This window comes from Frankia sp. RB5, from assembly GCF_059816245.1.
Genome location: NZ_JCBATA010000091.1, coordinates 1 through 23,704, shown reverse-complemented (window position 1 = coordinate 23,704; position 23,704 = coordinate 1). Strand labels below are relative to the sequence as shown.

At 69.3% G+C, this 23,704-nt stretch carries 28 protein-coding genes; 10 read left to right on the top strand and 18 right to left on the bottom strand.

Going from position 1 to position 23,704, the window contains the following annotated elements; genetic code table 11:
* The 5 genes from AC6EXY_RS31035 to AC6EXY_RS31015 form a co-directional block, all read left to right on the top strand.
* The coding region (locus tag AC6EXY_RS31035) for an ABC transporter substrate-binding protein (protein ID WP_499842450.1) at window positions 1-658 on the top strand (658 nt) is incomplete at its 5' end.
* Between the two features lie 101 nt (window positions 659-759).
* Window positions 760-1,620 carry a branched-chain amino acid ABC transporter permease gene (locus AC6EXY_RS31030; RefSeq protein ID WP_499817773.1) on the top strand — a complete coding sequence of 287 codons (861 nt, stop codon included), beginning with the start codon at window positions 760-762 and terminating at the stop codon, window positions 1,618-1,620.
* Window position 1,621: 1 nt separating this feature from the next.
* Window positions 1,622-3,487 carry a branched-chain amino acid ABC transporter ATP-binding protein/permease gene (locus tag AC6EXY_RS31025; RefSeq protein ID WP_499817774.1) on the top strand — a complete coding sequence of 622 codons (1,866 nt, stop codon included), beginning with the start codon at window positions 1,622-1,624 and terminating at the stop codon, window positions 3,485-3,487.
* On the top strand, window positions 3,484-4,395 hold the full coding sequence (locus AC6EXY_RS31020; protein WP_499817775.1) for an ABC transporter ATP-binding protein: 912 nt from the start codon (window positions 3,484-3,486) through the stop codon (window positions 4,393-4,395). The genes AC6EXY_RS31025 and AC6EXY_RS31020 overlap by 4 nt, the downstream gene beginning before the upstream one ends.
* A 321-nt stretch (window positions 4,396-4,716) precedes the next feature.
* On the top strand, window positions 4,717-5,262 hold the full coding sequence (locus AC6EXY_RS31015; protein ID WP_243407269.1) for a TetR/AcrR family transcriptional regulator: 546 nt from the start codon (window positions 4,717-4,719) through the stop codon (window positions 5,260-5,262).
* A gap of 19 nt (window positions 5,263-5,281) precedes the next feature.
* On the opposite strand, the gene AC6EXY_RS31010 is transcribed toward AC6EXY_RS31015, so the two are convergent.
* The 5 genes from AC6EXY_RS31010 to AC6EXY_RS30990 all read right to left on the bottom strand — a co-directional run bounded on the left by AC6EXY_RS31010 (window position 5,282) and on the right by AC6EXY_RS30990 (window position 10,864).
* Window positions 5,282-6,034 (bottom strand): SDR family oxidoreductase, encoded by a 753-nt coding sequence (locus AC6EXY_RS31010; protein ID WP_499817777.1) that lies wholly within the window; start codon window positions 6,032-6,034, stop codon window positions 5,282-5,284.
* Complete coding sequence (locus tag AC6EXY_RS31005; RefSeq protein ID WP_101830680.1) at window positions 6,031-6,819, bottom strand: enoyl-CoA hydratase/isomerase family protein; 789 nt, start codon at window positions 6,817-6,819, stop codon at window positions 6,031-6,033. Before AC6EXY_RS31005 ends, AC6EXY_RS31010 begins: the two co-directional genes overlap by 4 nt.
* A complete protein-coding gene (locus tag AC6EXY_RS31000) occupies window positions 6,816-8,456 on the bottom strand; it encodes an AMP-binding protein (protein WP_101830679.1) in 1,641 nt (546 codons plus the stop codon). Before AC6EXY_RS31000 ends, AC6EXY_RS31005 begins: the two co-directional genes overlap by 4 nt.
* A complete protein-coding gene (locus AC6EXY_RS30995) occupies window positions 8,456-10,162 on the bottom strand; it encodes a CocE/NonD family hydrolase (protein ID WP_499817778.1) in 1,707 nt (568 codons plus the stop codon). Before AC6EXY_RS30995 ends, AC6EXY_RS31000 begins: the two co-directional genes overlap by 1 nt.
* A 258-nt stretch (window positions 10,163-10,420) precedes the next feature.
* A complete protein-coding gene (locus tag AC6EXY_RS30990; RefSeq protein WP_101830677.1) occupies window positions 10,421-10,864 on the bottom strand; it encodes a winged helix-turn-helix transcriptional regulator in 444 nt (147 codons plus the stop codon).
* Window positions 10,865-11,091: 227 nt separating this feature from the next.
* On the opposite strand from AC6EXY_RS30990, the gene AC6EXY_RS30985 reads away from it, so the two are divergent.
* Window positions 11,092-11,952, top strand: a complete 861-nt coding sequence (locus AC6EXY_RS30985) for an NmrA family NAD(P)-binding protein (protein WP_101830676.1) — start codon at window positions 11,092-11,094, stop codon at window positions 11,950-11,952.
* 180 nt (window positions 11,953-12,132) lie between these two features.
* Here AC6EXY_RS30985 and AC6EXY_RS30980 read toward each other — a convergent pair whose 3' ends face one another.
* The 3 genes from AC6EXY_RS30980 to AC6EXY_RS30970 all read right to left on the bottom strand — a co-directional run bounded on the left by AC6EXY_RS30980 (window position 12,133) and on the right by AC6EXY_RS30970 (window position 14,195).
* Window positions 12,133-12,510: a helix-turn-helix domain-containing protein gene (locus AC6EXY_RS30980; RefSeq protein ID WP_101830675.1), complete on the bottom strand. Its 378-nt coding sequence runs from the start codon at window positions 12,508-12,510 to the stop codon at window positions 12,133-12,135.
* Window positions 12,507-12,914: a hypothetical protein gene (locus tag AC6EXY_RS30975; RefSeq protein ID WP_499817779.1), complete on the bottom strand. Its 408-nt coding sequence runs from the start codon at window positions 12,912-12,914 to the stop codon at window positions 12,507-12,509. Before AC6EXY_RS30975 ends, AC6EXY_RS30980 begins: the two co-directional genes overlap by 4 nt.
* Window positions 12,915-13,256: 342 nt before the next feature.
* A complete protein-coding gene (locus AC6EXY_RS30970; protein WP_101830673.1) occupies window positions 13,257-14,195 on the bottom strand; it encodes an NAD-dependent epimerase/dehydratase family protein in 939 nt (312 codons plus the stop codon).
* Here AC6EXY_RS30970 and AC6EXY_RS30965 point away from each other — a divergent pair.
* Complete coding sequence (locus AC6EXY_RS30965) at window positions 14,194-14,916, top strand: MFS transporter (RefSeq protein WP_499842449.1); 723 nt, start codon at window positions 14,194-14,196, stop codon at window positions 14,914-14,916. The two genes, AC6EXY_RS30970 and AC6EXY_RS30965, sit on opposite strands and share 2 nt — an antisense overlap.
* 152 nt (window positions 14,917-15,068) lie before the next feature.
* On the opposite strand, the gene AC6EXY_RS30960 is transcribed toward AC6EXY_RS30965, so the two are convergent.
* Entirely contained in the window at window positions 15,069-15,509 is a 441-nt protein-coding gene (locus tag AC6EXY_RS30960) for a MerR family transcriptional regulator (RefSeq protein ID WP_499817781.1), read from the bottom strand.
* A gap of 50 nt (window positions 15,510-15,559) precedes the next feature.
* On the opposite strand from AC6EXY_RS30960, the gene AC6EXY_RS30955 reads away from it, so the two are divergent.
* Window positions 15,560-15,991 (top strand): PPOX class F420-dependent oxidoreductase, encoded by a 432-nt coding sequence (locus AC6EXY_RS30955; RefSeq protein WP_101830671.1) that lies wholly within the window; start codon window positions 15,560-15,562, stop codon window positions 15,989-15,991.
* Between the two features lie 801 nt (window positions 15,992-16,792).
* On the opposite strand, the gene AC6EXY_RS30950 is transcribed toward AC6EXY_RS30955, so the two are convergent.
* The 9 genes from AC6EXY_RS30950 to AC6EXY_RS30910 form a co-directional block, all read right to left on the bottom strand.
* On the bottom strand, window positions 16,793-17,425 hold the full coding sequence (locus AC6EXY_RS30950) for an RNA polymerase sigma factor (protein ID WP_165818260.1): 633 nt from the start codon (window positions 17,423-17,425) through the stop codon (window positions 16,793-16,795).
* A 130-nt stretch (window positions 17,426-17,555) separates the two neighbouring features.
* The gene (locus AC6EXY_RS30945) at window positions 17,556-17,813 is read right to left on the bottom strand and encodes a HepT-like ribonuclease domain-containing protein (protein WP_499817782.1); all 258 of its coding nucleotides are present in this window, start codon (window positions 17,811-17,813) and stop codon (window positions 17,556-17,558) included.
* A 14-nt stretch (window positions 17,814-17,827) separates the two neighbouring features.
* Window positions 17,828-18,034 (bottom strand): nucleotidyltransferase family protein, encoded by a 207-nt coding sequence (locus AC6EXY_RS30940; protein ID WP_499817783.1) that lies wholly within the window; start codon window positions 18,032-18,034, stop codon window positions 17,828-17,830.
* Entirely contained in the window at window positions 18,031-18,474 is a 444-nt protein-coding gene (locus AC6EXY_RS30935) for a hypothetical protein (RefSeq protein ID WP_499817784.1), read from the bottom strand. The genes AC6EXY_RS30940 and AC6EXY_RS30935 overlap by 4 nt, the downstream gene beginning before the upstream one ends.
* Before the next feature lie 60 nt (window positions 18,475-18,534).
* Entirely contained in the window at window positions 18,535-19,845 is a 1,311-nt protein-coding gene (locus AC6EXY_RS30930; RefSeq protein WP_165818487.1) for a PP2C family protein-serine/threonine phosphatase, read from the bottom strand.
* A gap of 111 nt (window positions 19,846-19,956) precedes the next feature.
* Window positions 19,957-20,184 carry a hypothetical protein gene (locus tag AC6EXY_RS30925; protein ID WP_101833026.1) on the bottom strand — a complete coding sequence of 76 codons (228 nt, stop codon included), beginning with the start codon at window positions 20,182-20,184 and terminating at the stop codon, window positions 19,957-19,959.
* A gap of 574 nt (window positions 20,185-20,758) precedes the next feature.
* Complete coding sequence (locus tag AC6EXY_RS30920; protein ID WP_499842448.1) at window positions 20,759-21,184, bottom strand: STAS domain-containing protein; 426 nt, start codon at window positions 21,182-21,184, stop codon at window positions 20,759-20,761.
* A gap of 23 nt (window positions 21,185-21,207) precedes the next feature.
* Entirely contained in the window at window positions 21,208-21,504 is a 297-nt protein-coding gene (locus tag AC6EXY_RS30915; protein WP_101833028.1) for a GlsB/YeaQ/YmgE family stress response membrane protein, read from the bottom strand.
* Window positions 21,501-21,878, bottom strand: coding sequence for an STAS domain-containing protein (locus tag AC6EXY_RS30910; protein WP_165818489.1), 378 nt, complete (start codon window positions 21,876-21,878; stop codon window positions 21,501-21,503). Before AC6EXY_RS30910 ends, AC6EXY_RS30915 begins: the two co-directional genes overlap by 4 nt.
* Window positions 21,879-21,890: 12 nt before the next feature.
* Here AC6EXY_RS30910 and AC6EXY_RS30905 point away from each other — a divergent pair, with 12 nt between their 5' ends.
* On the top strand, window positions 21,891-22,025 hold the full coding sequence (locus tag AC6EXY_RS30905; protein WP_279354676.1) for a hypothetical protein: 135 nt from the start codon (window positions 21,891-21,893) through the stop codon (window positions 22,023-22,025).
* A 949-nt stretch (window positions 22,026-22,974) separates the two neighbouring features.
* On the top strand, window positions 22,975-23,704 hold a 730-nt coding region (locus AC6EXY_RS30900; protein ID WP_499842447.1), incomplete at its 3' end, for a GAF and ANTAR domain-containing protein.

Genomic DNA, 23,704 nt, shown 5'->3' with positions numbered 1-23,704 from the left:
CGGACACTCGGCCGTGACCGCTTTCCAGGCCGTCGCGAAGTCGAAGGGACTCACGGTCGTCCCCGCCTTCCTGCCCGCGGACGCGGTCGACGCGACCCCGACCCTCGAGGCCATCCGGGCGAAGAAGCCGGACGTGCTGGTCCTCAACGCCAACGGCCCCGCCGCCTCCGCCATGCTGAAGAGCCGGGCCGACATCGGGTGGACAATTCCGACCATCGGCGAGGGCACGGCCTTCGCCGCGAACGACCTGGGGAAGATCTCGAGCCCGAACCAGTGGAACAACGTGACCGTCCAGAGCCCCAACTGGGCGGTCGCGAACGGTCCGATGCTGAGCGTTCCCGCCTTCAAGACCTTCCTCGCGGAGTTCAAGTCCGCCAACAAGATCCAGGTCGGCATGGGTGGCCTCGTCTGCCTCTACGAGAACCTGTTGACGATCAAGGCGGCCTTCGAGGCGACGGACAAGAACGACGTCGCCAGCGTGTCGAAGGCGCTGGAAGGCCTCGGGGTCAGTGGCATTCCGGCCTCGATCAAGGATCTGTGGGTCGGTCCCGACGGCCTGGGCTTCTCGGCGGACTTCCACGGAAACGCGCGGTGGAAGGCGTCCGACTTCACGTTCGTCAAGGCGCAGGCGAACGTCGACGGAATGGTGACTCCCTGATCGGGTAGCACCGCCTGGCGTGTCCGGGGTGGATGGCCTTCGGCTTCCACCCCGGACACGTCCTGTCGGGCCCGGGTAAGAGAGATGGGCGAGGAGAGTCAGTGACGATCATCTGGACAGGCCTGGCGCTGGGGTCGCTCTATGCGGTCGCGGCCCTGCTGTACAACGTCACCATCGCCACCGCGGGCGTTTTCTCGTTCGCGGCGGCCCAGTATCTGATGGTGGGGGCGTTCATAGCGTTCTTCGTGCAGGACAACGGATTACCGATCTTATTGGCCGTGCCGATCGGGGCGGTCGTCGGGGGAGTGCTCGGCTGGCTGACGGAACTGGCCGCGATCCGCCCGCTCAAGGACAGGACGGGCTGGGCTCCGCTGGTGACCACGGTCGGCGCCGGCGTCGTCCTCCAGGGCCTCGCCTTCGCGATCTGGGGATCCGAGCCGCGGCCCGTCCACGCCGTCTTCCACGGCGGTTCGATCAATGCGCTTGGCGGGCGACTCCAGGTCACCGACCTGGCGATGATCGTGCTCGGCGTCGTTCTCTGCTTCGGCGTGCACCTGCTGCACACCCGCAGCCCATGGGGGCTCATGGGCCGCGCGATGACGGCGGACGCCGTGGCCGCGGCGGTCCGGGGGGTGAACACCCGACGACTCGTCTCGGGCTCCTTCGTCGTCGCCGGGGCCCTCGGTGGCGCGGTGGGAATCTTCGTGGCCCCCAAGACCGGCGCCGTGTTCAGCCTGGGATCCACCCTCGTCGTCTACGCCTTCGCGGCGCTCACGGCAGGTGGTTTCGGAAGCTACGTGGGCTGCTGGGTGGGTGGGATCGTCATCGGCCTTGTCCAGGCCCACACGGAACGCTACGCCGGCAGCCAGTACCCGCTGCTCGTGGTGTTCGCGCTACTACTGGTCGTGTTGCTGCTGAAGCCGACCGGGCTGTTCGGTGACCGACGGATTCGATTGGTCTGAGATGAAATCCATATCAGTCCCGGCACCGCTCACCCGGAACCCCTGGGCATTTCCGCTGGTAGCCCTGGCCGTGCTCGTCATCCTGCCGCTGGCCGGCTATCAGGGCGGATTCCTGCGTCAGCTGATCCTCATCGCTATCTACACGCTTCTCGTCAGCGGCCTCAACCTCACGCTCGGGTACGCGGGTGAGGTCGTCCTCGGCCAGGTCGCGATCCTCGCGCTCGGCGGGTACGTGGCGGGAATCCTCGCCAAGCACGAGGTCCACGACCTGGCGATCGCGATGGTCATCGCGATCGCCGCCTCCGCGATCCTCGGGCTGGTCACCGGCCTTCCCGGGCTGCGGCTCAGTCATCTGGCACTGGGTCTCATCACCTTCTTCCTGGTACTCCTGGTCGCGCCGATCGCTCTCGCCTTCGAGGGCGAGACCGGTGGGTACACGGGCATCTACGGTCTGATCAATCCGACCTTCCTCGGCATCCCGATCAAGGGGAACGTCGCGCTCTACCTGCTGTGCGTCCTGACCGCGGCAGCCTGGCTGGTGATCTTCCGTAACCTCGTGATGTCGCGGTTCGGGCTGGCTCTGCGCGTTCTCAAGGAGAACCCGGTTCTGGCCTCGTCGCTGGGGCTGTCGGTGCTGCGGCTGCGCCTGACCGCGTACGTCCTCGGCAGCCTGCCGGCCGGTGTGGCCGGTTGTCTGTTCGCATATGCCAGCGTGTACGTCGCGCCGTCGTCGTTCACGCTGTCGATGTCGATCGCGATTCTCGCCGCGTCGGTCGTGGGTGGCTCGCAGAGCGTGTATGGCGCGCCGATCGGTGCGGCGCTCCTGGTGCTCGGGCCGCTGAACGCGGGCGCGTTCGATCGCTACTCCCTGATCGTCTACGGATTCTTCCTCGTCCTGGTCGGCACCGTCCTCGCCGGTGGGCTCGCGGGCGTCGCCCGGACCGGCCTGCGGCGGCTGGCGAAGCTCCTGGCTGTCGGAATCGAAGGCGACGCTCGGCCCGCCCAGGCCGCTGGCCCGGCGGCATCGGGCCAGGCGGCGGCGCCGGATCTCGCCATCCCCGGCGAGTCGTTGCGAGTGACGGGCGCGAGCCGGGCCTTCGGGGAGGTCAAGGCGCTCGGCGGCGTCGACTTCCGCGCGGAGCCCGGACGTATCACCGCGCTGATCGGTGCCAACGGCGCGGGGAAGACCACCCTGCTGAACGCGGTCTCGGGCGCCATCACGTTGGACACCGGCACGGTGGAGATCGGCGGGAAGGACGTCTCGGGGCTGTCGGCCGCCCGCCGGGCCCGGGAGGGCATCGGCCGGACCTTCCAGACCCCGATGATCCCGTCGGCGATGAGCGTCCTCGAGGTGGCCGCGTCGGGCTGCCTGATCGAAGGCCGACTCGGCGCGCCGTCGGCGATGCTTCGGCTGCCCAGGTACCGGCGCACGGCGCGCGGCGACCGCGAGATCGCGATGGCCGCCCTCGACGTCGTCGCGCTCGGCGGGCACGCCGGCGAGTCCGCCGCGAGCCTCCCGCTCAGCACACGGCGACTGCTCGAGGTGGTGCGCGCCGTCGCCGGCCGTCCGAAGGTCATCCTGCTCGACGAACCGGCGGCCGGGATGGACGACGACGCCATCGCCGAGCTGCGCGACCTGCTCCAGCGGTTGAAGGACGCCGGGGCCACGGTCGTGCTGATCGAGCACAACATCTCGTTCGTCCTCGGCGTCGCCGACGACGTGTACGTCATGGAGCTCGGCCGCCTGCTGGCGAACGGAACGCCGGAGGAGATCCGGTCCGATCCGCGGGTGATCGCCAGCTACCTGGGCTCCCGGCACGGGACGCACCAGGAGCCGGCGGCGACCGCGCTGGAGGGATCCGCATGAGTGACCACTCCACGCCCGCCACCAGGGCGACGGCCTCCGAAACGCCCCGCGCCGGGACCGGGGCCTTCACGACGGCCGAACCCGGGACCGCCACCGCTGGGACCGCCACCGCTGGGACCGCCGCCACTGGGACCGCCGCCGGGACCGAGATCGCCGGGACCGCCGCCGGGACGGCTGCTTCGGAGCCGGCGCTGTCGGCGCGGGGACTGCGCCTGGGCTACGGCGATCTGACGGCCGTGTGGGACATGGACGTCGACGTCTACGCCGGGCGCACGACGGCCCTGCTCGGACGCAACGGCGCGGGCAAGACCACGCTGCTGTCCGGCCTGGTCGGACTGCTTGGCGCCCGGGCCGGATCGGTCCGCCTGCATGGGGTGGACGTGACCAGACTGCCACCCTGGACACGGGTCCAGCGGGGCCTCGGGATCGTGCAGGAAGGCAAGCGCGTCTTCCGCAACCTGACGGTCACGGAGAACATCTCGGTGGCTCTGCACGCCACGGTCGGCAGGTCCGGCCGCGCCGAGGCGCTCGAACGCACCTGGGCGAACTTCCCCGTGCTGGCCGATCGTCGCAGGCGCCTCGGTGGCGAGCTCAGCGGCGGGCAGCAGCAGATGCTGAGCATCGCCACGGCCATGGTTGCCCAGCCCAGCGTGCTGCTCATCGACGAGCCGTCGTCAGGTCTCGCGCCACTGGCGGTCGAGCAGGTCCTCCAGATCATCGACGGGCTCAAGGCGCAGGGCCTCGCGATTCTGCTCGTCGAGCAGATCGTCGAGGAGGTCCTCAGCGGCTATGCGGACGCCGTCATCCTCGTCGATCAGGGGCGCTCGGTGCTGAGCCAACCCGCCGACCAGGTCTCCGTCGAGCAGATCACCGCGGCCATGTTCGGCACCACCGCCTGGGCGAGCTGACGCCGGACCGCCACGCGCACGAGCACCGTCACGCGCACGAGCAACGTACTGCCCGCACGGGACGCACCGCGTCGTCGCCACCTCGTCCTCGCCGAGGTGGCGACGACCCCACGCCGCGAACCCGGCGCCCCTGGAGTACTGGCTCACCCGGCAGCCGCACGGCTCAGGGTCGTGCTGGACACCGCGGCCGCCGGGCCGAATAGGACCTCCCCACCAGGTCATACTGGGTGGGTGATGACGGGGCCTCTGACGACTGGAGTGGACGGCACCGGTAACGGTTCTGCGCGGCGTCGGCGGGTCGACCCTGAACGCCGCGCCCAGTTGCTCAGGGATCTTGAGGAACTCGTGCTCGCCGAGGGTTTCCTGGCGCTGAGCATGGATGATCTGGCGTACCGGCTCCACTGTTCGAAGGCGACGCTCTACAGCGTGGCCGGGACCAAGGAGCATCTGGTGGTGGCCTTGACGAAGGAGTTCTTCCGCCAGGCCACCGAACAGATCGAGCAGGCCGTGGCCGACGTGGCCGACCCGAGGCTGCGCATTCCCACGTACCTGTCGATGGTCGGCCGGGCGATGAGCCGGTGTTCGACCCGGTTCTACGCCGACATGATCGGTCTCCGGTCGACCGCGAGCATCTACCGGACGAATTCCGCGGCTGCGGCTCGGCGAGTTCAGGAGCTGATCGCCGACGGCGTCAGGGAGGGCGCGCTGCGGCCGATCGACGGGAACTTCGCCGGGCAGCTCGTTGCCATGGCCATCGAAGGTGTCCAGTCCGGGGTGCTCCTGCGGAGCAGCGGCCTGAGCGCGGGTGAGGCGTACGCCGAGATGGCGGATCTCCTGCTGCACGGTCTGAGCGCGCCACCGGCCTGAGGGCGGACGGGCCGCGCTGTCACCGAATCGAGGATCCGATGGAGATGCCGCCGTCCACGTCCAGGACGACGCCGGTGATGTAGCCGGCTGTTTCGCTGGCCAGGAACGCCGCGGCGTCGGCGATGTCCTCCGGCCTGCCGGTGTGGCGCATCGGAATCTTGCTGATCAGCTTGTCGCGGGCGGGGCCGTTCATCGAGGCGAGCATGGGGGTCTCGATGAGGCCGGGGGCAATGGCGTTGACGGTGATGCCGTGGCGCGCGCCCTCGAGCGCGAGGGCCCGGGTCAGGCCGACGACGCCGGCCTTGGCGGCCACATAATTGCTTTGCCCGAAGTTCCCGTGCCAGGACATGGACGAGAAACTGACGATGCGCCCGTAGCCCTGGCGCTTCATGGGCCCGAACGCGGCGCGCGCGCAGTGGAAGCTGCCGGTGAGACTCACGTCGAGCACCGCGCGCCAGTTGTCGTCGGTGATATCTTCGACCCGGTTGTCGCGGATGATTCCGGCGTTGTTGACCAGGACGTCGAGACGGCCGAGGTCATCGGTGACGCCGGCGATCCAGGCGCTGACCTGGGCGGAGTCGGTCACGTCGATCACGTCGCCGCGGAGTTCGGCGTCGTGGGTGATTGTTCTGGTGGCGGCTTCGAGGGCTTCGCCGTTGACGTCGGCCAGTGCGACCGCGGCGCCTTCGGCGGCGAAGCGGGTGGCCATGGCGAGACCCAGGCCCTGCGCGCCACCGGTGATGGCGACGACGCGTCCGTGGTAGCGATTCACTGATCGTCGCCTTTCGTGGTTTCGGGATCGAGAAAGGCGCGCAGGGCGTCGGCCACCGAACTCGCCGACCAGTTGTCGGCGAAGGTGGCCAGTTCCTCACCCAGGGCGTGTTCGGGCGCGACGCCGTCGATGCGGTGCAGCAACGCCTTGAGCCGCTGCTGGGCGGGGCTGGCGCGGTCGGCCAGCTGACGGCAGATGCGGTCCGCCGTGCTGTGCAGGTCTGCTTCGGGCACGATCGCCCGGATCCAGCCGGTGCCGGCGAACGCGGTCGCGGGCAGCAGTTCGCCGGTGAGCAGGAGCCAGCGGGAGAGGCCGCGCCCGACCGCACCGGGCAGCCGGACGCTGGATCCGCCGGCCGGGACGAGCCGGCGGGTGAGGTGACCGTCGCCGATGAGTGTGGTGTCGGCGGCGACGACGACGTCACAGACCAACGCGAGTTCGAGGCCGCCGGCGACGGCGTGGCCGTGCAGCACGGCGACCCACGGTTTGGTGGCGGCCGCGATGCGGCTGAAACAGGCCGAGACGTCGGTCAGGAAACGGACCGGATTGTGGCCGCGGTCGTGCAGGTCCAGGAACTGGTGGAAGTCTCCGCCGGCGCAGAAGCTCGGCCCGTTGCCCGCCACCGCGACGACCGCGGTGGCGGGATCGGCTTCGGCACTGGTGATCTGCTTGTCCAGGGCTTCGATCAGGGTGACGTCGAGGGCGTTGCGCCGCTCGGGGCGGTTGAGCCGCAACCAGCGGACGGCGCCGCGTTGCTCGACGAGCAGGGGTTCGGCGCCGGTCAACGTACCTCCTGGGTGAGTTCGGCTCGTCGGTTGCGGCGCAGAAGGTAACGCTGTGTCTTACCGCTGGGTGTCTTGGGCAGGGCGTCGATGAAGTGGATGGTGCGCGGGTAGGCGTGGGCGGCATAACGGGTTCTGACGAGCTGCTGGAGTTCGGTGATCAGCGTCGGCGAGGCGTCGTTGCCGCCGCGCAGGACGACGTAGGCCTCGATGACCTCCCCGCGGACGTCGTCGGGTGCGCTGATGACGCTGCACTCGGCGACGGCGGGGTGCTGGGCGAGAACGCTCTCGATCTCGAACGGCCCGATGCGGTACCCGGCCATGATGATGACGTCGTCGTCGCGGGACGAGAAGTAGAAGTCGCCGTCGGGGTCGAACCGCCCGGCATCGCCAATGAGGTACCAGCGCTTGTCGGCGGTGAACCTGGCGTCGCTCTGCCCGGGAATCTGATAGCCGCGGAACGTCATCAGAGGGCTCGCGGCGACGTCGATGGCGAGCCGGCCGAGCACGCCTGGTCCGACGGGCTCGTCCTTGTCATTGGCGAGCACCGCGAGGCTCCAGCCGGGAACCGGCCGACCCATCGATCCGACCTTGAGGGGACGGGCGAGTTCCGGATGGTGGTGGTTGGCCAGTGGCATGCCGAGCTCGGTCTGGCCGAAGTGGTCGTGCACGGCGACGCCGAGCGCGGCGTCGGCCCAGTCGTTGATCTCGGGGGTCAGTGGCTCCCCCGCGCTGGACGCTCGTTCCAGGCTCAGCCCCGCAGGCACGGGCACCGACGACGAGCGCAGCCTCCGATACACCGTCGGGGCGGCGGCGAAGTCGGTGACCGAGTGCTCGACGAGCGTGCGCCAGGTCGACTCGACGGAGAACCCCTGGGCCAGCAGCAGGCTCGAAACGCCGGCGGCCAGCGGAGCGACGATCGCGGCGTACAGCCCGTAGGCCCACCCCGGGTCGGCGGCGCACCAGTAGCTGCTCTCCTGGGTGACGCCGAGGCCGTACTCCAGGTAGATCTGCCATCCGGCGATGTAGGAGACGGGGTGGATCACTCCCTTGGGCTTGCCGGTGGTGCCAGAGGTGAACATGTGCACCAGCGGGCCGTCCCCGCTCGTGGTGACCGCGGCCACCGGCTCCGGTGACACGGCGGCGACGAGGTCTGACAGCGACGCGCCACCGAGGGACGCGCCGGTTCCGGTGACGACGACGCGGCGCTCGGGGTCGTGCGGCAGGTCCGGACCCGGGTCGAGTTTGTGACGCTGATCGGGGTCGACGACCACGACGTGCGCGCCCGAGCCTTCCAGCCGCAGGGCGATGGCCTGGGGCGCGAACGCGGTGAACAGCGGGACGTAGACCGCACCGAGCCGCCAGATCGCGAGAATGAGCGTGACCAGGTCGGTGCTCTTGCCCATCAGGGTCGCGACCCGGTCGCCGGGACCGACCCCCAGCCCCTGCAGCGCCCGTGCATAGCGGTGCGAGCTCACGGCTAGCTCTCCGAAGGACAGGACGGTCGGTGCGTCGGGGTCATCGACGACAGTGAACGCGACCTGGTCGGCGGGGTGCCGGTCGCACAGCAGCCATGCGACGTCGAGGCGGGGGGCGGTGAAGGTCGCGGTCAGTTCCGCGACCCGGCCGGCGGCGCCCACTACTGCTTCTTCCGATCAATGATCGGCAGGACGAGGCGGCTGGGGTGGTCCGGCCCGTGGTGGATGTGGTTGATCGCGGGAATCATCTGCTCCTCGGTCTCGCGGGCGATGACGCCGCCGGTGTTGGTGTTGCGGTCGTAGCGCGGGAAGTTGCTGCTGGAAACGTCCAGGCGGATGCGGTGACCGGGGAGGAACACGTTCGAGGTCGCGGTCAGGTCGACGGTGATCTCATAGACCTCGCCGGGCTTCATCAGCTCTTCCCTGGCGCGGCTGTTGCGATAGCGGGCGCGCAGAATACCGTCGCACAGGTTGATCGCCTTGCCGTCGGGGAAGACGTCGACCAGTTTGGCGGTGAAATCGGTGTCCACCGCCGACGAGGAGACGAACAGGGTCAGGCTGACCGGGCCCGTGACCTCGACGGGCTCCTCGAGCACGGGACCCGTGAAACACAGCACGTCCTCGCGGCCGGCGACGGTCCGCTGATCGACCGGGCCACAGAACCCCGGGGTCGTCGGCAGGCACGCCCCGCCGGCCGTGGGCACCGGGCGGCGGGGGTCGTAGAGGTAGGTGTCATGCCCGGCGACGGCCGCTGGCTCGGTCGTCAGCACGCCGTCGCCGTCCGCGGTGTTGGCGTGGCCGGCGCTGCCGAGGTGGAAGTCGGTCCACGTCGTGTCGGGCAGCGGCCAGTCCTGCTCGTCGCGCCACTGGTCGATGCCCATCACGAAGATCTTCACGGGGGCCACGCCGTCGAGGGCACTGGTGTCACCGCGGACCCAGCGGTCGAAGAACTTCACGTACAGCTCGTTCAGGCCCATCATCCGGACCGAGGCCATCGGGCCGAAGGAGCGGTCGGGGTAGATGCCACGCGCGGACTCGTGTTCCCACGGGCCAATGACCAGTCGCTGCCCCTCGCGTGCCTGCGCGGTGCCGGCGTTCTGGCGGGCGGCGGTGAAGGTGCGGACGGTCTGTCCGATGTAGAGGTCGTACCAGCCACCGATGTTCAGCGCCGGGGCGGTGACGTTCTTGAGCTCGGACGTGAGCTCGATCGCGTCCCAGAATCCGTCGTGGGCCGGGTGGGACATCCAGTCGTTCCACCATTTACCGTAGGCCGCCAGAACCGGAACCTCGGCCGTCGGGAGCACATCGTTGAGGGGCTCGGGAGCCAGCAACGCCGCGACGAGCTCCTGTACCTGGGCCGGCGAGCCTGTGCCGGCCGCCAGCGACCGCTGTGCGTCGGCCGCGTACATCAGGGCGCTCCACAACGTGACCAGGCTCAGGGAAAGCGCACCGCCCGCCGAATACCAGGGCGCCTCATAGTTGTCAATCGAGGTGAGTGACGGCGCGATCGCCCTGAGGGCGGGGGAGCCGGTCGCGGCGGCCTCCCACTGGACCATCCCGAGGTAGGACGCTCCGTACATGCCCACCGTGCCGTCGGACCACGGCTGGTCGACGATCCAGGCGAGCGTGTCCTCGCCGTCGGCCCGATCGGCCATGTGCGGAACGAACTCGCCTTCCGAACGATTCGTGCCCCGGCAGTCCTGCGTCACCACCGCGTAGCCAGCCTCCAGCAGTGTCAGTAAGTTCGGCAGGATCTCCGAGGCCGTGATCAGGCTGTCCTTGCCGTACGGAAGGCGCACAAGCAGCGTTGGCCCCGTGCCGTCGGCCAGGCGCCACACATTGGCGGCCAAAGCCACGCCGTCACGCATCGGAATCCGGACATCTATGTCGTATACATGCTGCATTCGGCGCCCCTCAACTGAGCGGAGAATTCGGATGACGGTACGTTAGCTAGCACATAAGTACCCTGTCAACGTACCGTCAGTGCCCGGCGTGCTCCAGCTGAGATCCTCGAACGACTCAACCCCACCCGCGGCCACCGCGCCTGCCCGCGCGCCGTCACAGGCCGGGTAGAAGGTCGGAATCCTCGTCGCCGCTCAGCCGAATCGCGGATCTTCAGAACCAGGTCAGATCGCGTGGTCGGTGTCGTAGGCGGTGCGGGCGCGCCCGATCTCGTCGATGGAGTCCTCGAACAGGTCGGCAAGCGCACGTAGCCGCTCGGCGACCCGGGCGCCGAGCGGGGTCAACGAGTACTCGACCCGAGGCGGGATCGTCGTGACCACCGAACGCACGACCATCCCGTCACGCTCCAGGGTCTGCAGCGTCTGGGACAGCATCTTCTCGCTGACGCCCTCCACCCGCCGCCGCAGCGCGTTGAATCGGTAGCCGCCCTCGCCGAGCGCGAGCAGCGCGAGGATCCCCCATTTGCCCGCGACGCCCTCCAGGGCCGACCGGGATGGACAGTCCCGGTTGAACACGTCGCTGATCAGCTCATCGCTGATCGACGGCTCGCGGGCCGCCCCCTCCGAGTGGTCGCCCGGCCGATCCAGGCCGCCTTGGCCAGCCCGCATCCGCCCAGTGGCTCGCGCCCTCTGGCTGGCCGGCGTGCCCTGGGAGCCGGAGGCACGCACCGTGGTCATGTTCCCAGAATACGGCGGCCCAGTGTGGCTTGAAAGTACTGTGGAATAGTTAGTACTGCGGTGTCGATGGTACTAGTCCGGCTCCTCGCGGACCGCGCCCGCCAAGCGCCCCGACGCCCGCACCGGTAGGACCCGACACCCGAAGAACTGGAGCCACCATGGGATCCATCGCCGTCACCGGCATCACCGGCCACCTCGCGCCGCTCGTCATCGACGGGCTGCTGGGCGCCGGTGTCGCCCAGTCCAGCCTCGTCGGCCTCGCCCGCGCACCGGAAAGGGCGGCCAGCCTCGCGGCCCGCGGTGTGGACGTCCGCCTCGGCGACTACGACGCGCCGGAGACGCTCACCGCTGCGCTGGCCGGTGTGAGCACCCTGCTCCTCGTCTCCGCCAGTGAGGTGGGCAAGCGGATCGTCCAGCACACGAACGTCGTCGAGGCGGCAAAGGCGGCCGGCGTCGCCCGGATCGCCTACACCAGCATCGTGCGCGCCGACACCAGCGCGGTCAGCCTCGCGGTCGAGCACAAGGCCACCGAACAGGTGATCGCCGCGTCCGGCCTGCCGTACACGTTCCTGCGCAACAGCTGGTACATCGAGAACTACACCCGCGACCTGGCTCGCCACCTCGCCACTGGCGTGATCGTCGGCGCTGCGGGGGGCGGAAAGATCGCCGGCGCGACGATCGCCGACTATGCCGCCGCCGCGGTCGCTGTCCTCACCGGCGACGGGCACGAGGGCACGACGTACGAGCTGGGCGGGACCCCATTCACGCTGGCCGAGCTCGCCGCCGCGATCACCGATGTGACCGGCACGAACGTCACCTACCAGGATCTGCCCGAGGCTGAGTTCATCGCCACGCTGCGCGAGCACGCGGGTCTCGACGAGGGCACGGCTGCCTTCGTCGCCGGCCTCGACGCGGCGATCGCCCGCGGCGAACTCGATGTGCCGACGACCGATCTGGAGACGCTGATCGGCCGCCCCAGCACGCCGCTGGCCGATGTCATCCGCGCTGCCAGGTCCTGACCCGCCACCGCGCCCAAGGCCGAGGCTGGAAGCTGTCAGCACGACTTCCCATCGGCCGAAGGCGCGGTGGGGCCGAGGCCGTTGATCATCAGGTCGATCTGTCGGCGTGCCAGGCCGTCCCAGTCGCCGGTCCCCGGCAGTGGTCGGGACAGAAGCGAGGTCGCCACGATGCTCGCGTCGTCAGGCGATCCGAGCGCTGCGGATGCTGCCTAGATCGAGTTCGATGCGGTGTCCGTGGACGGTGACGACGATGCTGGCCGCGTCGGCGCCGGTCGCGGTGAGGTAGTCGTAGAGGGTGGACAGGAGCATGTCCTCGCGGCTTTCGAGGCGGGAGACGGCGGCCTGGCCAACCCCGAGCTTCCCCGCGACCTCCGCCTGGGTCATCTGGGCCGCCTTGCGGATCATCGCCAGGTTCATGGCGTGGACCCGGTCCATCTCCTCCGCCGCCATGTGCGCCTCGGTGACGTCAGCGGCGAGCTGCGGATCTGACAGGAGCCGGTCCAGGTGGTCGTTGCCACGGACGAACGTCGAAGGCTGCGGCGTGGCGTCCTCAGTCATGGCTTCTCCTCGTAGGCTGTCTCGCGCTTCCACTGGTCGATCATCGGATCGGCTCTGGCGGCTACCCCGTCGTAGAAGGCGTCTCCCGACCTGGCCTTGTCGGCAGCGAACAGCGTGAAGACCACGGTGCCAGCCCCAGGAGGGAACCAGCAGATCAGCCGGACAGCTGCCCGCGGGTCGTAGGCGTGCGAGACCCGCCAGAGCGGGTACCGGCGGGACTGCCGTACCCATCGGAGGGTCGCCGTCTCGCTGTCTGGCGTAGGCGGGTCTGACCTGCGTCGCAGCTGGTCGAGCGCACGGGCGGTGTACGCCAGGAGGAGACGCGAGTGCCCGTCCCCGGCGCGCGCCTCGTCCTCGAGGCGGTCGAGCCACCGCCCGAAGTCCTCGGGCCAGTCGATGTCCACCCCAACAGCATTACATCGAGGGCATATTCCATGCAAGGCATGCGCCGGGCCCTGTTGAGGGGTGAGTAGCGGCGGACTCTGGACGCCGGCACACCTCGGTGATCCGGCTGCCACGAAGATCGATCTTCGTATCCCCATGATTGCTGCGGACGGCCACGGACCACGCGGCCTGGCAACGCTTCGCGACACCGCTGTCACCCGTCCGGCTACGCAACCGACGGCTCCCGGTGAGAGATCGGGCCGGATGTCTGTCAGGTGGCGTCAGGTGGCGCGCGTCCTTTCCGCACCAGGCGGACCGGCGGTTGCCCGGGCGCTTCGGGCAGCCGCCGGTCCGGGTCTGGGTCAGGAGCCGGCGAGCAGAAGTCGCTTCTCGTCCGCCGCCGGCAGCGGTTCACGCGTGCCGCGGGGGCCGCGGGCGGCGTCCCACGCGGCGACGTCGATGACCGTCTGGGCGACCGGGCGTGTTGTGAGGCCGTGGGCGCGGGCGCGGTGCCCGTCGACCAGGTTGGCCGCTCTCCAGGCGGGATCGCCGATCCACAGCGGCACGCCCATCCACGGCTCGACGCCGGCTGCCAGCAGGTCCGCCGTGGATCTCCAGACAACCCGCGCGTTCGAGCCGGCAGTTGTTCGGCAGATGTCGAGCAGCTCGCCCATCGGCAGTGGCAGTGGCAGTCCGACCGTGTTGTAGACGCCGGAGGCGGTCGAGGTGACCAACCAGGTGGCGAGATCACGAACGTCGATGAACTGGGCGGGGTCGGTCGGGTCACCGGGAGCGAGAATCGGGCCGGGGCGGGTGAAACGCCGTGGCCAGTAGGCGAACCGTTCGGTGGGGTCGTGTGGTCCGACGATGAGGCCGGGCCGGGCGATCAGGGCGCGCTCGCCGTACCGGCCGAGCACGACCCGCTCACAGGCGGCCTTGCGGCCACCGTAGGAGTCGTCGTCGAGGAGCGCGCCGCCTTCGACAGGTGGGATGGTCTGGTCGGCGTAGACCGAGACGGTGGACACGAAGACGTACCGGGCGACCGCGTCGCCCAGGGCGTTGACCGAGCGGGCGACCACCGCCGGCTCGTAGCCGGCACAGTCGACGACCAGGTCGAAGTGGCGTCCGACAAGGGCGGACAGATCCGCGGTCCGGTCGCCGAGCACGGTTTCCAGGTGGGGATACAGCCCCGGGGCCGTCCGCCCACGGTTGAACAGGGTCACCTCGGCACCGGCGGCGAGCGCGGCGTCGACGACGGCCCGCCCGACGAACCTGGTACCACCCAGGATCAGGAGATGCATGACGGAGATGCCTTTCTCAGGCAGAGAGTCACACGCGTTTCAGGGCATAGAAAAAGGAGCTCTGCGCGCGCATGGCCCCACCCCGATGACTCACCGCCCGCGCCCACCTCTGGACGCGGCACCTACAGGCAGAATCTACGCGGGTTCAGCTACCGGACGGCCCGGGATCGGCTGGACCGGTCCGGGCCACGTCGCCGGTTGCCTTCCGGCAAGCAGCGCCAGCGTCCGATCTGGGCGTGGCCGTTCCCTGGACGTCGTCGGCCTGGGGTTGGCGTATCTGGTGACCGGCCGGTACGCCGACCGGCTTGCGCCGCGCCCGCTCGCGGCGGCGGGTCTGGTGGTCGCGAGCGCGGGCACTCTCCCGTACGTCTTCGCCACCGCGGACAGCAACCTGGTCCTGCTCGGCGTCTCCCTGTTCGTCCGCGGGATCGGGTTCGGAGCGGCGAGCCTGCACGCCAGCGTCGCTGTGTACCGGACGCTTCACCCGGTGGACATTCCGGGCGCGACCAGCGCGAGCAACGTCATCCAGCGGGTCGGTGCGGCGACCGGTACGGCCGTGATGGCCCTCGTTCTCCAGGCGAACGGGTTCACCCCCGCACTCACCTGGATGTTCGTCCTCACCTTGGGCGCGCTCGCCGCAACCGTGTTCCTGCCGAGGCGGAAGCCGGCACCGTCGCCGCGGGACACCGTGCCCACGACGGCGGCCAGCGAGTCCCCGTAGGTGCGAGCAGGGCATCGACAGCACCAACGGTGTCGGCAGCACCAACGGTGTACGCGGCCGCCGGAAGTCCGCGGGCCGCGGACCGTCGGAGAGTTTCGTCATGCACTGCCTTCCCACGACGCAACAGCGCCATCGGGGGCCGCTCGAACCGGTCAGTGTCGCTGCGCGCCTGCGAGGTGTTCGCTGAGCGTGCGGGTGACGGGCACGGCCGGCGGGCACGCCGGGTGCGCGGCGGCCGGGCGACGACCCTCGGCCGCGGCGATGTGGCCCCGCAGCGCCCGGCGGGAGCGGTCAAGAGTGTCGATGCGCTCGTCGAGGTCGCGTAGGCGGGCGCGCAAGGTGTCCAGCAGGTCGGTGCAGGGTTCGAGGTCGGGCGCCGAACCGGTGGCGCAGGGCAGGATGACCTTGATCTCCCGTGTCGACAGGCCGGCGTCAAGCAGTTTCCTGATCTGGGTGATGGTGAGGACGGCGTCGTCGCCGTACTCGCGGTAGCCGCTGCTGGCGCGGGCGGGCCTCAGCAGGCCCTGGGCCTCGTAGTAGCGCAGCAGGTGGGCGTGCACGCCGGTCCGTCGGCTCAGTTCCCCGATGAGCACGGGCGTTCCTCCTTGACCTTCACACCGATCTGAAGGTTGATGATCCTCTCATGATCTCGACATCCTTCGACCCGCACGTGCTGCTCGCGGCGAGCCGGCTCGGTGTTCTCGCGACGATCAGGTCGGACGGCCGGCCCCAGCTCTCGCCCGTCATGCCGTTCTACGACCAACGGGCCGGCGTTGTTCTTGTCTCGACCATCCAAGGGGCGGCCAAGACGGCGAACCTGCGCCGGGATCCGCGCGCCACGCTGGAGGTCACGGGTCCTGACGGGATGTCGTGGGCGACGGTCGAGGGGCTGGCGAAGCTCACCGGGCCGGGGAGAGACCCGAACGGGCCGGAGGTCCAGGCGCTGGTGGACTACTACCGTGCCGCGGCCGGGGAGCATCCGGACTGGGACGAGTACCGCGCGGTGATGGTCTCCGACCGCCGGGTCCTCATCACGATGACGGTCGACCACGTGTACGGCGCGACGATCGCCTGACCGGGACATCCGCGGGCCGTGGCGTGACCGGCCGCGGCCGCGCGGTCCGTCCGCTTCTCCGATCACGGACCTGTAGGCAACCCGGATCCGCCGGGCGCCTCATCCGAAGGCGGCAGACCAGCGAATGGAACAACGTTCACGACTGATCGCTTATGATCGAAGGCGAGACTGGCACAGGGAAGTCCTTGGGCCCGGGGCTGAGAGTACCCGCTGTCATCGATCGACCATCCAAGCAGACCAAGGTCATCAAGCATCTGCCTGAGTGCGGCGATGAGCTCGCCGCGTGGCCGACACCGGTCTGCAGCGAACAGTTGCACCGCCTCCTCCTTGAATTCTGCAAACCTGGCAGCCTTCTCGGACACTCCCAGGAAGGGTTTCAGTTCCAACGTCTCGCAGGCGTTCTTCACGGGGAATGCTGCGATTCCTCCGTCTCGCCTGAGGCAGACAGCTACGCCCCCATCGATGATGATCCCCGATCGTTGCCAATAGTCTCGACACGTTGTGGCTGGATCTTTCTGGCCATTGTCGAAAACTGCCGTGTCGCTCTGCAGGCTGGGTGCGGAATAGCATCCAACTGCCAGCGACCCCTCCGCCTCTCCTCCATTCTGCAGCCCCCAGCCGGCGGCGACAACGCAGGCGGCCGCTACCGTCACGGCCGGAATTCCTATACTCTTCCGCCTCCACCAGGAGGTCTTACGAGAGCGAATCGATGCCGCAACGTGCCGCTCGAGCAGCTCCTGACGCTGCTCCAGTCTGTTCGCGGGGAGGGGCCGGTGCGGTACGCAGTCCAGACCTCGCATATCAGGCATCTCGCGTGACCATCCCCTCACTCCGATGAATCGACGATTCGGCCACTTCGATAAAGCTACTCGAATCTTCTGTCGAAGTGTCAATTCTTTTCAGGTGGGCGCGGGCGCGAGCGACCCTCGACCGCACCGTACCTATTCTAATTCCGAGAGCGACCGCTGTTTCGGCGTAACTCAGCTCTTCGAGTGTCACCAGGATGAACGCTTCCCGGATTCCTCGACTGAGCTTCATCAGCTCATTTATGAGCTGACGCATCTGGCGTTCGTCGTCGAGTTGATTCGCGACGCGGTCTGCGTGATCAGGCTCGGCGCGCGGAGGCGGCAACCGATACAGTGCGGCGTCGTACCGCCGAGCTGACCGCTGCTGGTTTCGCATTACATTTGTTGCTACTCCGAAGAGCCATGGCCGTAGTGATCCTGATACTGCCACCGCTTTCGCTCGGCACCGCCATGCTTCCAGGAATACTATTGATGTCGCGTCCTCGGCGGTACTCCAGGTCCCCAGATGGTGAAAGCAATAGGAGTAGACGGCGTCAGCATGTGCACGGAACAGCTGTCCGAAGGCAGCTCCGTCTCCCTGCGCCGCCCGCGCCAGGAGGGCCTCGTCCGACGCGGACTCGTCTGTCATCGCTGCCTCATGCCACATGATGTCCGCTCGTCGACATCCGGTTCCCGGACCAGGCGCGTCCCAGATGATCGCCTTCCTCCGCGCCGCCGGAGGCGACACGGCTGCCCGCCAGCCACCGCTGTCCGACCGTTCACCTGTCGAGGACGCCACCGTCGACGACCTGGACACCGAAGTAGGTGTGAACGGCGATGTTGCGGAAGCCGGTGACGGATCGCCACGGCACGTCCGGCCAGCGCGCGCGGATCTCGGGCGAGACTCGCCCGGCCGCCTCACCGATCACCAGGAGCTTCTGCGGAACGGCGCTCTGGACCAGGTCGCTCGCCGCGAACGCGGTCTCGTCGACGTCCCGGACGAACGTCGTCACGGCGGCCGCGGCTTCGCATGTCAACGAGGTAGAGCTCATCACGCCGCATAGAGGACCCTGGCCTCCGCGAGCACCTGGTCGCGGATGACCCATTTCAGCCGAGTCTTGGGCACCAGGTCGACGCGACGACCGACGATCTTCTCGAGTTCGTCTCGGAGACCGACGATCTCGAAGCCAAGCTTCGAGTCTGGCGCCAGCACGTACAGCAGGTCGACGTCCGAGGAGTCGGTGGCCCCGAGATTCACGCCCGGAGTCCAAGCGTGGGGCCGTAGTCGCGGCGACGGCTCGGTCGGGTGAGGATCTCGACGCTGTCGGTGGCCTGGTCGATCGCGCCGGGGAGATGACCGAGCGGCCCGTCGGGGCGGTGCCCGAGTCGGGTGAGGAGGGCTCGCGGATGTGGATCGCTGATCGCGTCGGTCAGTGCGCGGGTGAGGCGCTGTGCGTCGAGTACCTGGATGTCTCGGGTATGAAAGCGGCGCGGCGCGGGGTCGACGGGCTCAGCCAGACCAAGCCGGTTCGTGGCGGCGGCGAGGTGGCTGGCCGCGGCGCACAGCGCCGCCTCGCGGTCCCGCCACCGCGTCGCGCCGAGCGCGTGGCGTAGGTGTCGACCGACCTGGTCCGCGAGGGTCAACTGCGCGAACGCGAGGATTTCGTAGTCGGCCTCCGTCAGTTCACGACCCCACACCTACCACCGTCAGTGACCATCACGCGGCGTCGCCGACCGTTGCTGGGAAAGGCTCCACGTCTACCGAACCTGCTCGGATGCGTTGACGGCGTGTAGGGCGAGGAGGGCGATGTCGTCGGTGTGGGTTCCGCCGGTGAAGGTGAGCACTGCCTTCTCGATGGCTTTGACGAGGTGGTGGGCGCTGAGCTGTCCGGCGTCGGTGAGGAGGCAGCGAAGGCGTTGTTCGCCGTACTGTTCGCGGCCTTGCCGGGCTTCGGTGACGCCGTCGGTGTAGAGAAGCATCGTGTCTCCCGGCCGCAGGGTCACTCGTACGTTGGTGAGGCTGGCGTTGTCGAAGAGACCCAGGGGCAGGCCGTGGTGTCCGAGGGCGCGCACCGGGCCTGCGGAGCTGCGCAGCAGCGCGGGCATGTGGCCCGCCAACGTGAGGAGCAGGCGGACTGCGCCTGGGGTGGGGAACAGCGTCACGTAGGCGGCGGTGAGGAAGCGCTCGTTAGCGGAGCCGTGGGCCAGCAGCACGGTGTTGAGGCGGTCGAGTATCTGCGATGGGGTCTTCTCGGCCGTCGCGACGGCGCGGATCGTGTGGCGTGCCATGTCCGCGATCTTCGCGGCTTGCGGGCCGTGCCCTGCGACGTCTCCGATCACGGCGTCCCAGCGTTCCACCAGGGATCCACGCCGCACTCGCACCTGCTCCGTCTGGGATCTCGCGTCCGCGCCGGTGGATAGCCGCACCGGGAACATGTCGTAGAAGTCGCCGAGTGCCCCCTGGCCGTCGGCCGCCGGGATGCTGCGCGCGGCGATCTGCATACCCGCGATGTCGGACGTCCGTGGGGGCAGCAGACTCAGGTGCGGCATCGGCACCTGGACGGGGAGTGGTCGCAGGCGTTCGTCCGGCCGGCCCGCGCGGGCGATGTCGTCGCGCCATCCCCGCTCGCCCGCGGCGACGGCCGCGAGACTCGCGACGACCTGCCGCTCCTGCTCGGTCCAGCCGCGCGCCGCCGTGTCCACGACGCAGAACAGCGCGAGTGTCTCACCAGCCGGGCCCCCGACACGGGCGCACGTCCACGCGGCGACGCCCGTGGCGGCGATCCGCGGGTCGTCGCGCGTGCTCGGATCGGCCCGTACGTCCTCGACGGTCAGCGGCATCGCACCGGTCAGGACCTTGTGGGCAATCCGGACGAGGACGTCGGACCCGACGGTCGACGCTTCTGCGAGTCCGTGGGAGAGGTCCGGCGACCAGGCACTGGACCCGTCTGCGGGTGCGACGAACGCGACCGGCGCGGCCAGCGCGATCCTCGCCAACGCCGTCAGCCGACCGAAGCGATCCCTGTCCAGGACTACCGCCGGCGGCGTCCTGGACAGCTGCGTCGACACGGCCGGGCCGGATGAGCGGCCACCTCCCGGTGCGGCGCGCGGTCCGACCTGGCTGCCCGCCACGGGTGCTATCGCCGCGTCGCCACGATCACGAGACATCACCGCGCGGGCTCAGGTCAGGCCGGTCGCGGCGAGGACGACGGCCAACGTCGGCCAGCCAGAGCCGAGCAGCACCCAGCCGTCATGGCCCGCGCGTGGACTGGTCGGAGGGTGCATCTTGACCTGCCAGCTACCAGGGCTGGTCTCCCGGGCGAACGCGGATCTGCCGTCGCAGGTGCCGTATCGGCTGCCGAGCACCGCTGCGGGCGTAGCCGAGGGAGAATCGTTGCCTGTGGGCATGTGGTGCCTCTCCAGGAGAGATCACCGAGGCACCCGGCACTGAGCCTGAAAACTCGTGAGACTGCGACGCTGACGCGCGGCAGCCCCCACCCGGGCTGGCTGTGTCCCAGCGGCGTCATAGTACGCCGCCCCGCCGGACGGGGTGACCGTCTCGTCGGAATAGCGCCCCACGCCCGCATATGCCAGCTGACCGCGCCGGCAAGGGAATGTCGCGGTCTTCACGTGCCTTGCGGCGCTGGCATCGAGCTCTGCCGAAAGGTGCCGGCCGCTCGGCCGCGGCCCGCCATCGCCACCGGATCGAGGCCGCCTGGCCGCCGATGCGCGGCGCCGGTGGGGCAGTCGGTGCCGCCAACCGCTGCACAGCGCAGGTCAACGCTCTGCTCGACGACAACGATGTCGCCGAGCAGAGCGAGACCGAAAGGCCCCGGCGCCGGCCTGCGCGCATCCGTTCATCCGCGGTCGGTCGGTCGGCCGGCCGACCGACCGACGGTCGGTTGTGTCCGGGTTTCCTAGACGAGCCAGGGCAGGCGGCGCACCAGTGGGATGGCTGCCCAGGGCCGGCCGAGTCAGGACCTCATCTCTGGAGTGGGCTGGTGAGTGCGCTGGTCGGACCGTCATCGAGGCTGGTATCCGGGTCGCTGTGGCGGGTGTAGGTGTGCACGTTGAGGCGGGCGACCTGGCGGGTCAGGGCGAACCGTCGGTAGATCCGGGGGCGGGCACCGATGACGGTGATCGGGATGCCGGCGCGGGCGGCCTGTTTCGCGACACGGACGAGGACTCCCAGCCCGTAGGGGCTTAGGACCGATACGCCGGCGAGGTCGACGACCAGCAGCGACGGCTGCCGGTCGAGGCCGGCGGTCAGCGCCGCGCGGAACGCGGCCCGGGTCGCCAGGTCGATCTCACCGTGCGCACGCACGATCGTCCTGTCGGGCGGCGCGTAGATGTCGGTATGAAATCGGAAGGCGGACCTGACCGAGCGCCGTGTCAACGCCTCGGACACGGGGGGGAGAGATCTCGTCACGATCAGCGGTGCGACGTCGGGTGTCGACGCCCTCGCAGCGAGTTGCCCGTCGCGCCGGTGATCAGGCGCACGGCCAGGAGGACTATAACGGCCCCGACGATCGCGGTGATCCACGTCGACACGTTGAAGAACGTGTCGAGCGAATGGACGTGAAAGATCATTTTGGCGAGCCAGCCCCCGAGCAGGGCACCCGCGATCCCGGCAATACCCGCGACCACCCAGCCTGTCCGTTCCCCGGTAAGCCTTTCGGCGATCAGGCCGGCGACGAGTCCCAGCACGATCCAGGCAATGATGCTCATGTTTTTCCCTGCTGTTTGATGATGGCGGGCTGTTGGTATGCGGGACGGACATCGAGCATCATGACCAGGCCGGCGGCGAGGAACTCTGTGAAGACCGCCGGCTGGGCGCCGCGAACGATGATCCGACTCCCTCGGCGAGCCGCCCAGGAAGCGGCGCCGACCAGCATCTCCAGGGCCGCCGCGCCGAGGGACGACACCTCGCCGAGGTCAACGACCAGCAGCGGTTCCCCCGCGTGCATCCCATGGCCGAGGGCGTCCCGGAACGTAGCGGCGACCACCCCGGCCGGGGCGAGGATCTGGACGGTCGTGACCCGGTCGCGGTGCGAGGTGAAGATTCCCACCGCGGCCCCGGACGGACCGGACCGTCGATGCATGATTGTGAGGCCTTGCGTGGCATTGTCGACCCCGAGCTGGGCCAGCACGCGGGGCCGTTCGCTGCCGTCCAGCTGTCCCAGGAGAACGTGGAGAAAGTCGCGCCGGTACTCCACTACGCTCGCCCGAACCCAGCCGAGGACCGGTGATCGTGGCGCGCCTGACCAGACGGCGGTGAGCCGTTCGACGGGCCCCATGGGGACGACCAGGAAACCCAGGCGGGAATAGCGGCGCGAAGGTGGCCAGAGGATTTGGACAATGTCACAGACGACGCCCTGTGGACGGCCACTGGCGGCGCTCGAGCGTGAGTCGCACACTCGCGGTCCCGCGGCAGCTACGCGGCGTTCCCGATCCCGAGCCGGCTATGTCCTAGCCAGCTGAGCATAGCCCGAGGCACGTCCGAATGTCGACCAGTGTGGTAACGGGCGACTGTGCTGCCTCGCGCAGCGGTGCATGATCGAGGATCATGGTGTTGCGACTGGTGTATCTCGTCATGGATCCGGCGCGTTCGGACCGGCCCGTCCCCCGGATCCGAGGCGACGGGCGGGGCAAAAGACGCCGAACTGGTCGTACTGGGCTATAGGGTCGACCTGCCACGCCGCCGGGTCGGGTGGCCCAGGTTCACGGGGCCAGACCGCGCGGAGGGTTTCCGCGGAGATCGGCCGCTGGCGCAGCCGCCGGTGCAACGCGTCCTCGCATCGATGTGGATCCGGGGGCCTGGAGAATCGCGGGGTCCGCCGGCAGCGGGCGCCCCCGATGCGCTCAGTGTCCGAACGTCCATGTGCTCGTCCCAGCCACGGACGAGGAGTTCGCGATCGCACGGGTGCAGGGGTGCTGTGGTATGGTTACGGTTGGCCGGATTTCTACGAATGTTGACGCCGGGTCGGTGTCGTCACCGGCCGTGGCCATCTGGCGGCTCTCATCGCCCGGGTTAGGCAGCCGTCATGATGACGGGCCGAACGTCCACACCTCTCGACCAGGTCGACGCCGCGCGTCGGCGGGCGTGATGGCGCACCCTCCCTTCACGGGCCTCGGCAGGCATTCGTCCCGAGCCGGCCGCCGGCACGGGCCCGGGGCCGGCCTGCGGGTGACGCGGCCATGACGGAGTTCGAGGATGGGATCGCGAACCTGGCGCCGGCGCTGAGTTTCGAGCAGGCGCGGGCCGATGACCTCGACCTGCGGGCGGGCCTGGCAGGACTTGCTGGTCTGGTGTCCGGTTCCCTGGACCTTCAGGAGCTGTTGGCCCGGGTGGCGAGGTTCGCGACCCGCGCGATCCCCGGCGCCGACGGCGCCGGGGTGACGTTGCTGCGCGCCGACCGGGATGGCACCCGGATCGAGGCGCTGGCGGCAAGCGCGCCATTCGTCCGGGACATCGACGAGATCCAGTATGTCGTCCTCAACGAAGGCCCCTGCATCACCGCCACCCTCGACCGGCGCACGGTTCGCTCGGGATCCCTGGGCGGCGACCGGCAGTGGCCGCGCTTCGGCCCGCGGGTCGGCCGCCTCGGGGTGCACAGCGCGCTGTCGCTGCCGTTGCTGCTACCGGATCAGGTGGTAGGGGCGATCAACGTCTACGCCCACGGCAAGGACGTCTTCGACGAGCACGCCGCCGAACTCGGCGAGCTGTTCGCCGCCCCGGCGGCGGTCGCGGTGCTTAACGCCCAGGTGCTGGCCCAGGCGCTGAACCTCACGGTCCAGTTGCAGACGGCGCTGTCGAGCAGGCCGGTCATCGACCAGGCCATCGGGTTGCTGCGTGGGCGTACCGGCGCGACCGCGGAGGAGGCGTTCGCGCGGCTGCGCGTGATCAGCCAGCGCGAGAACGTCAAAC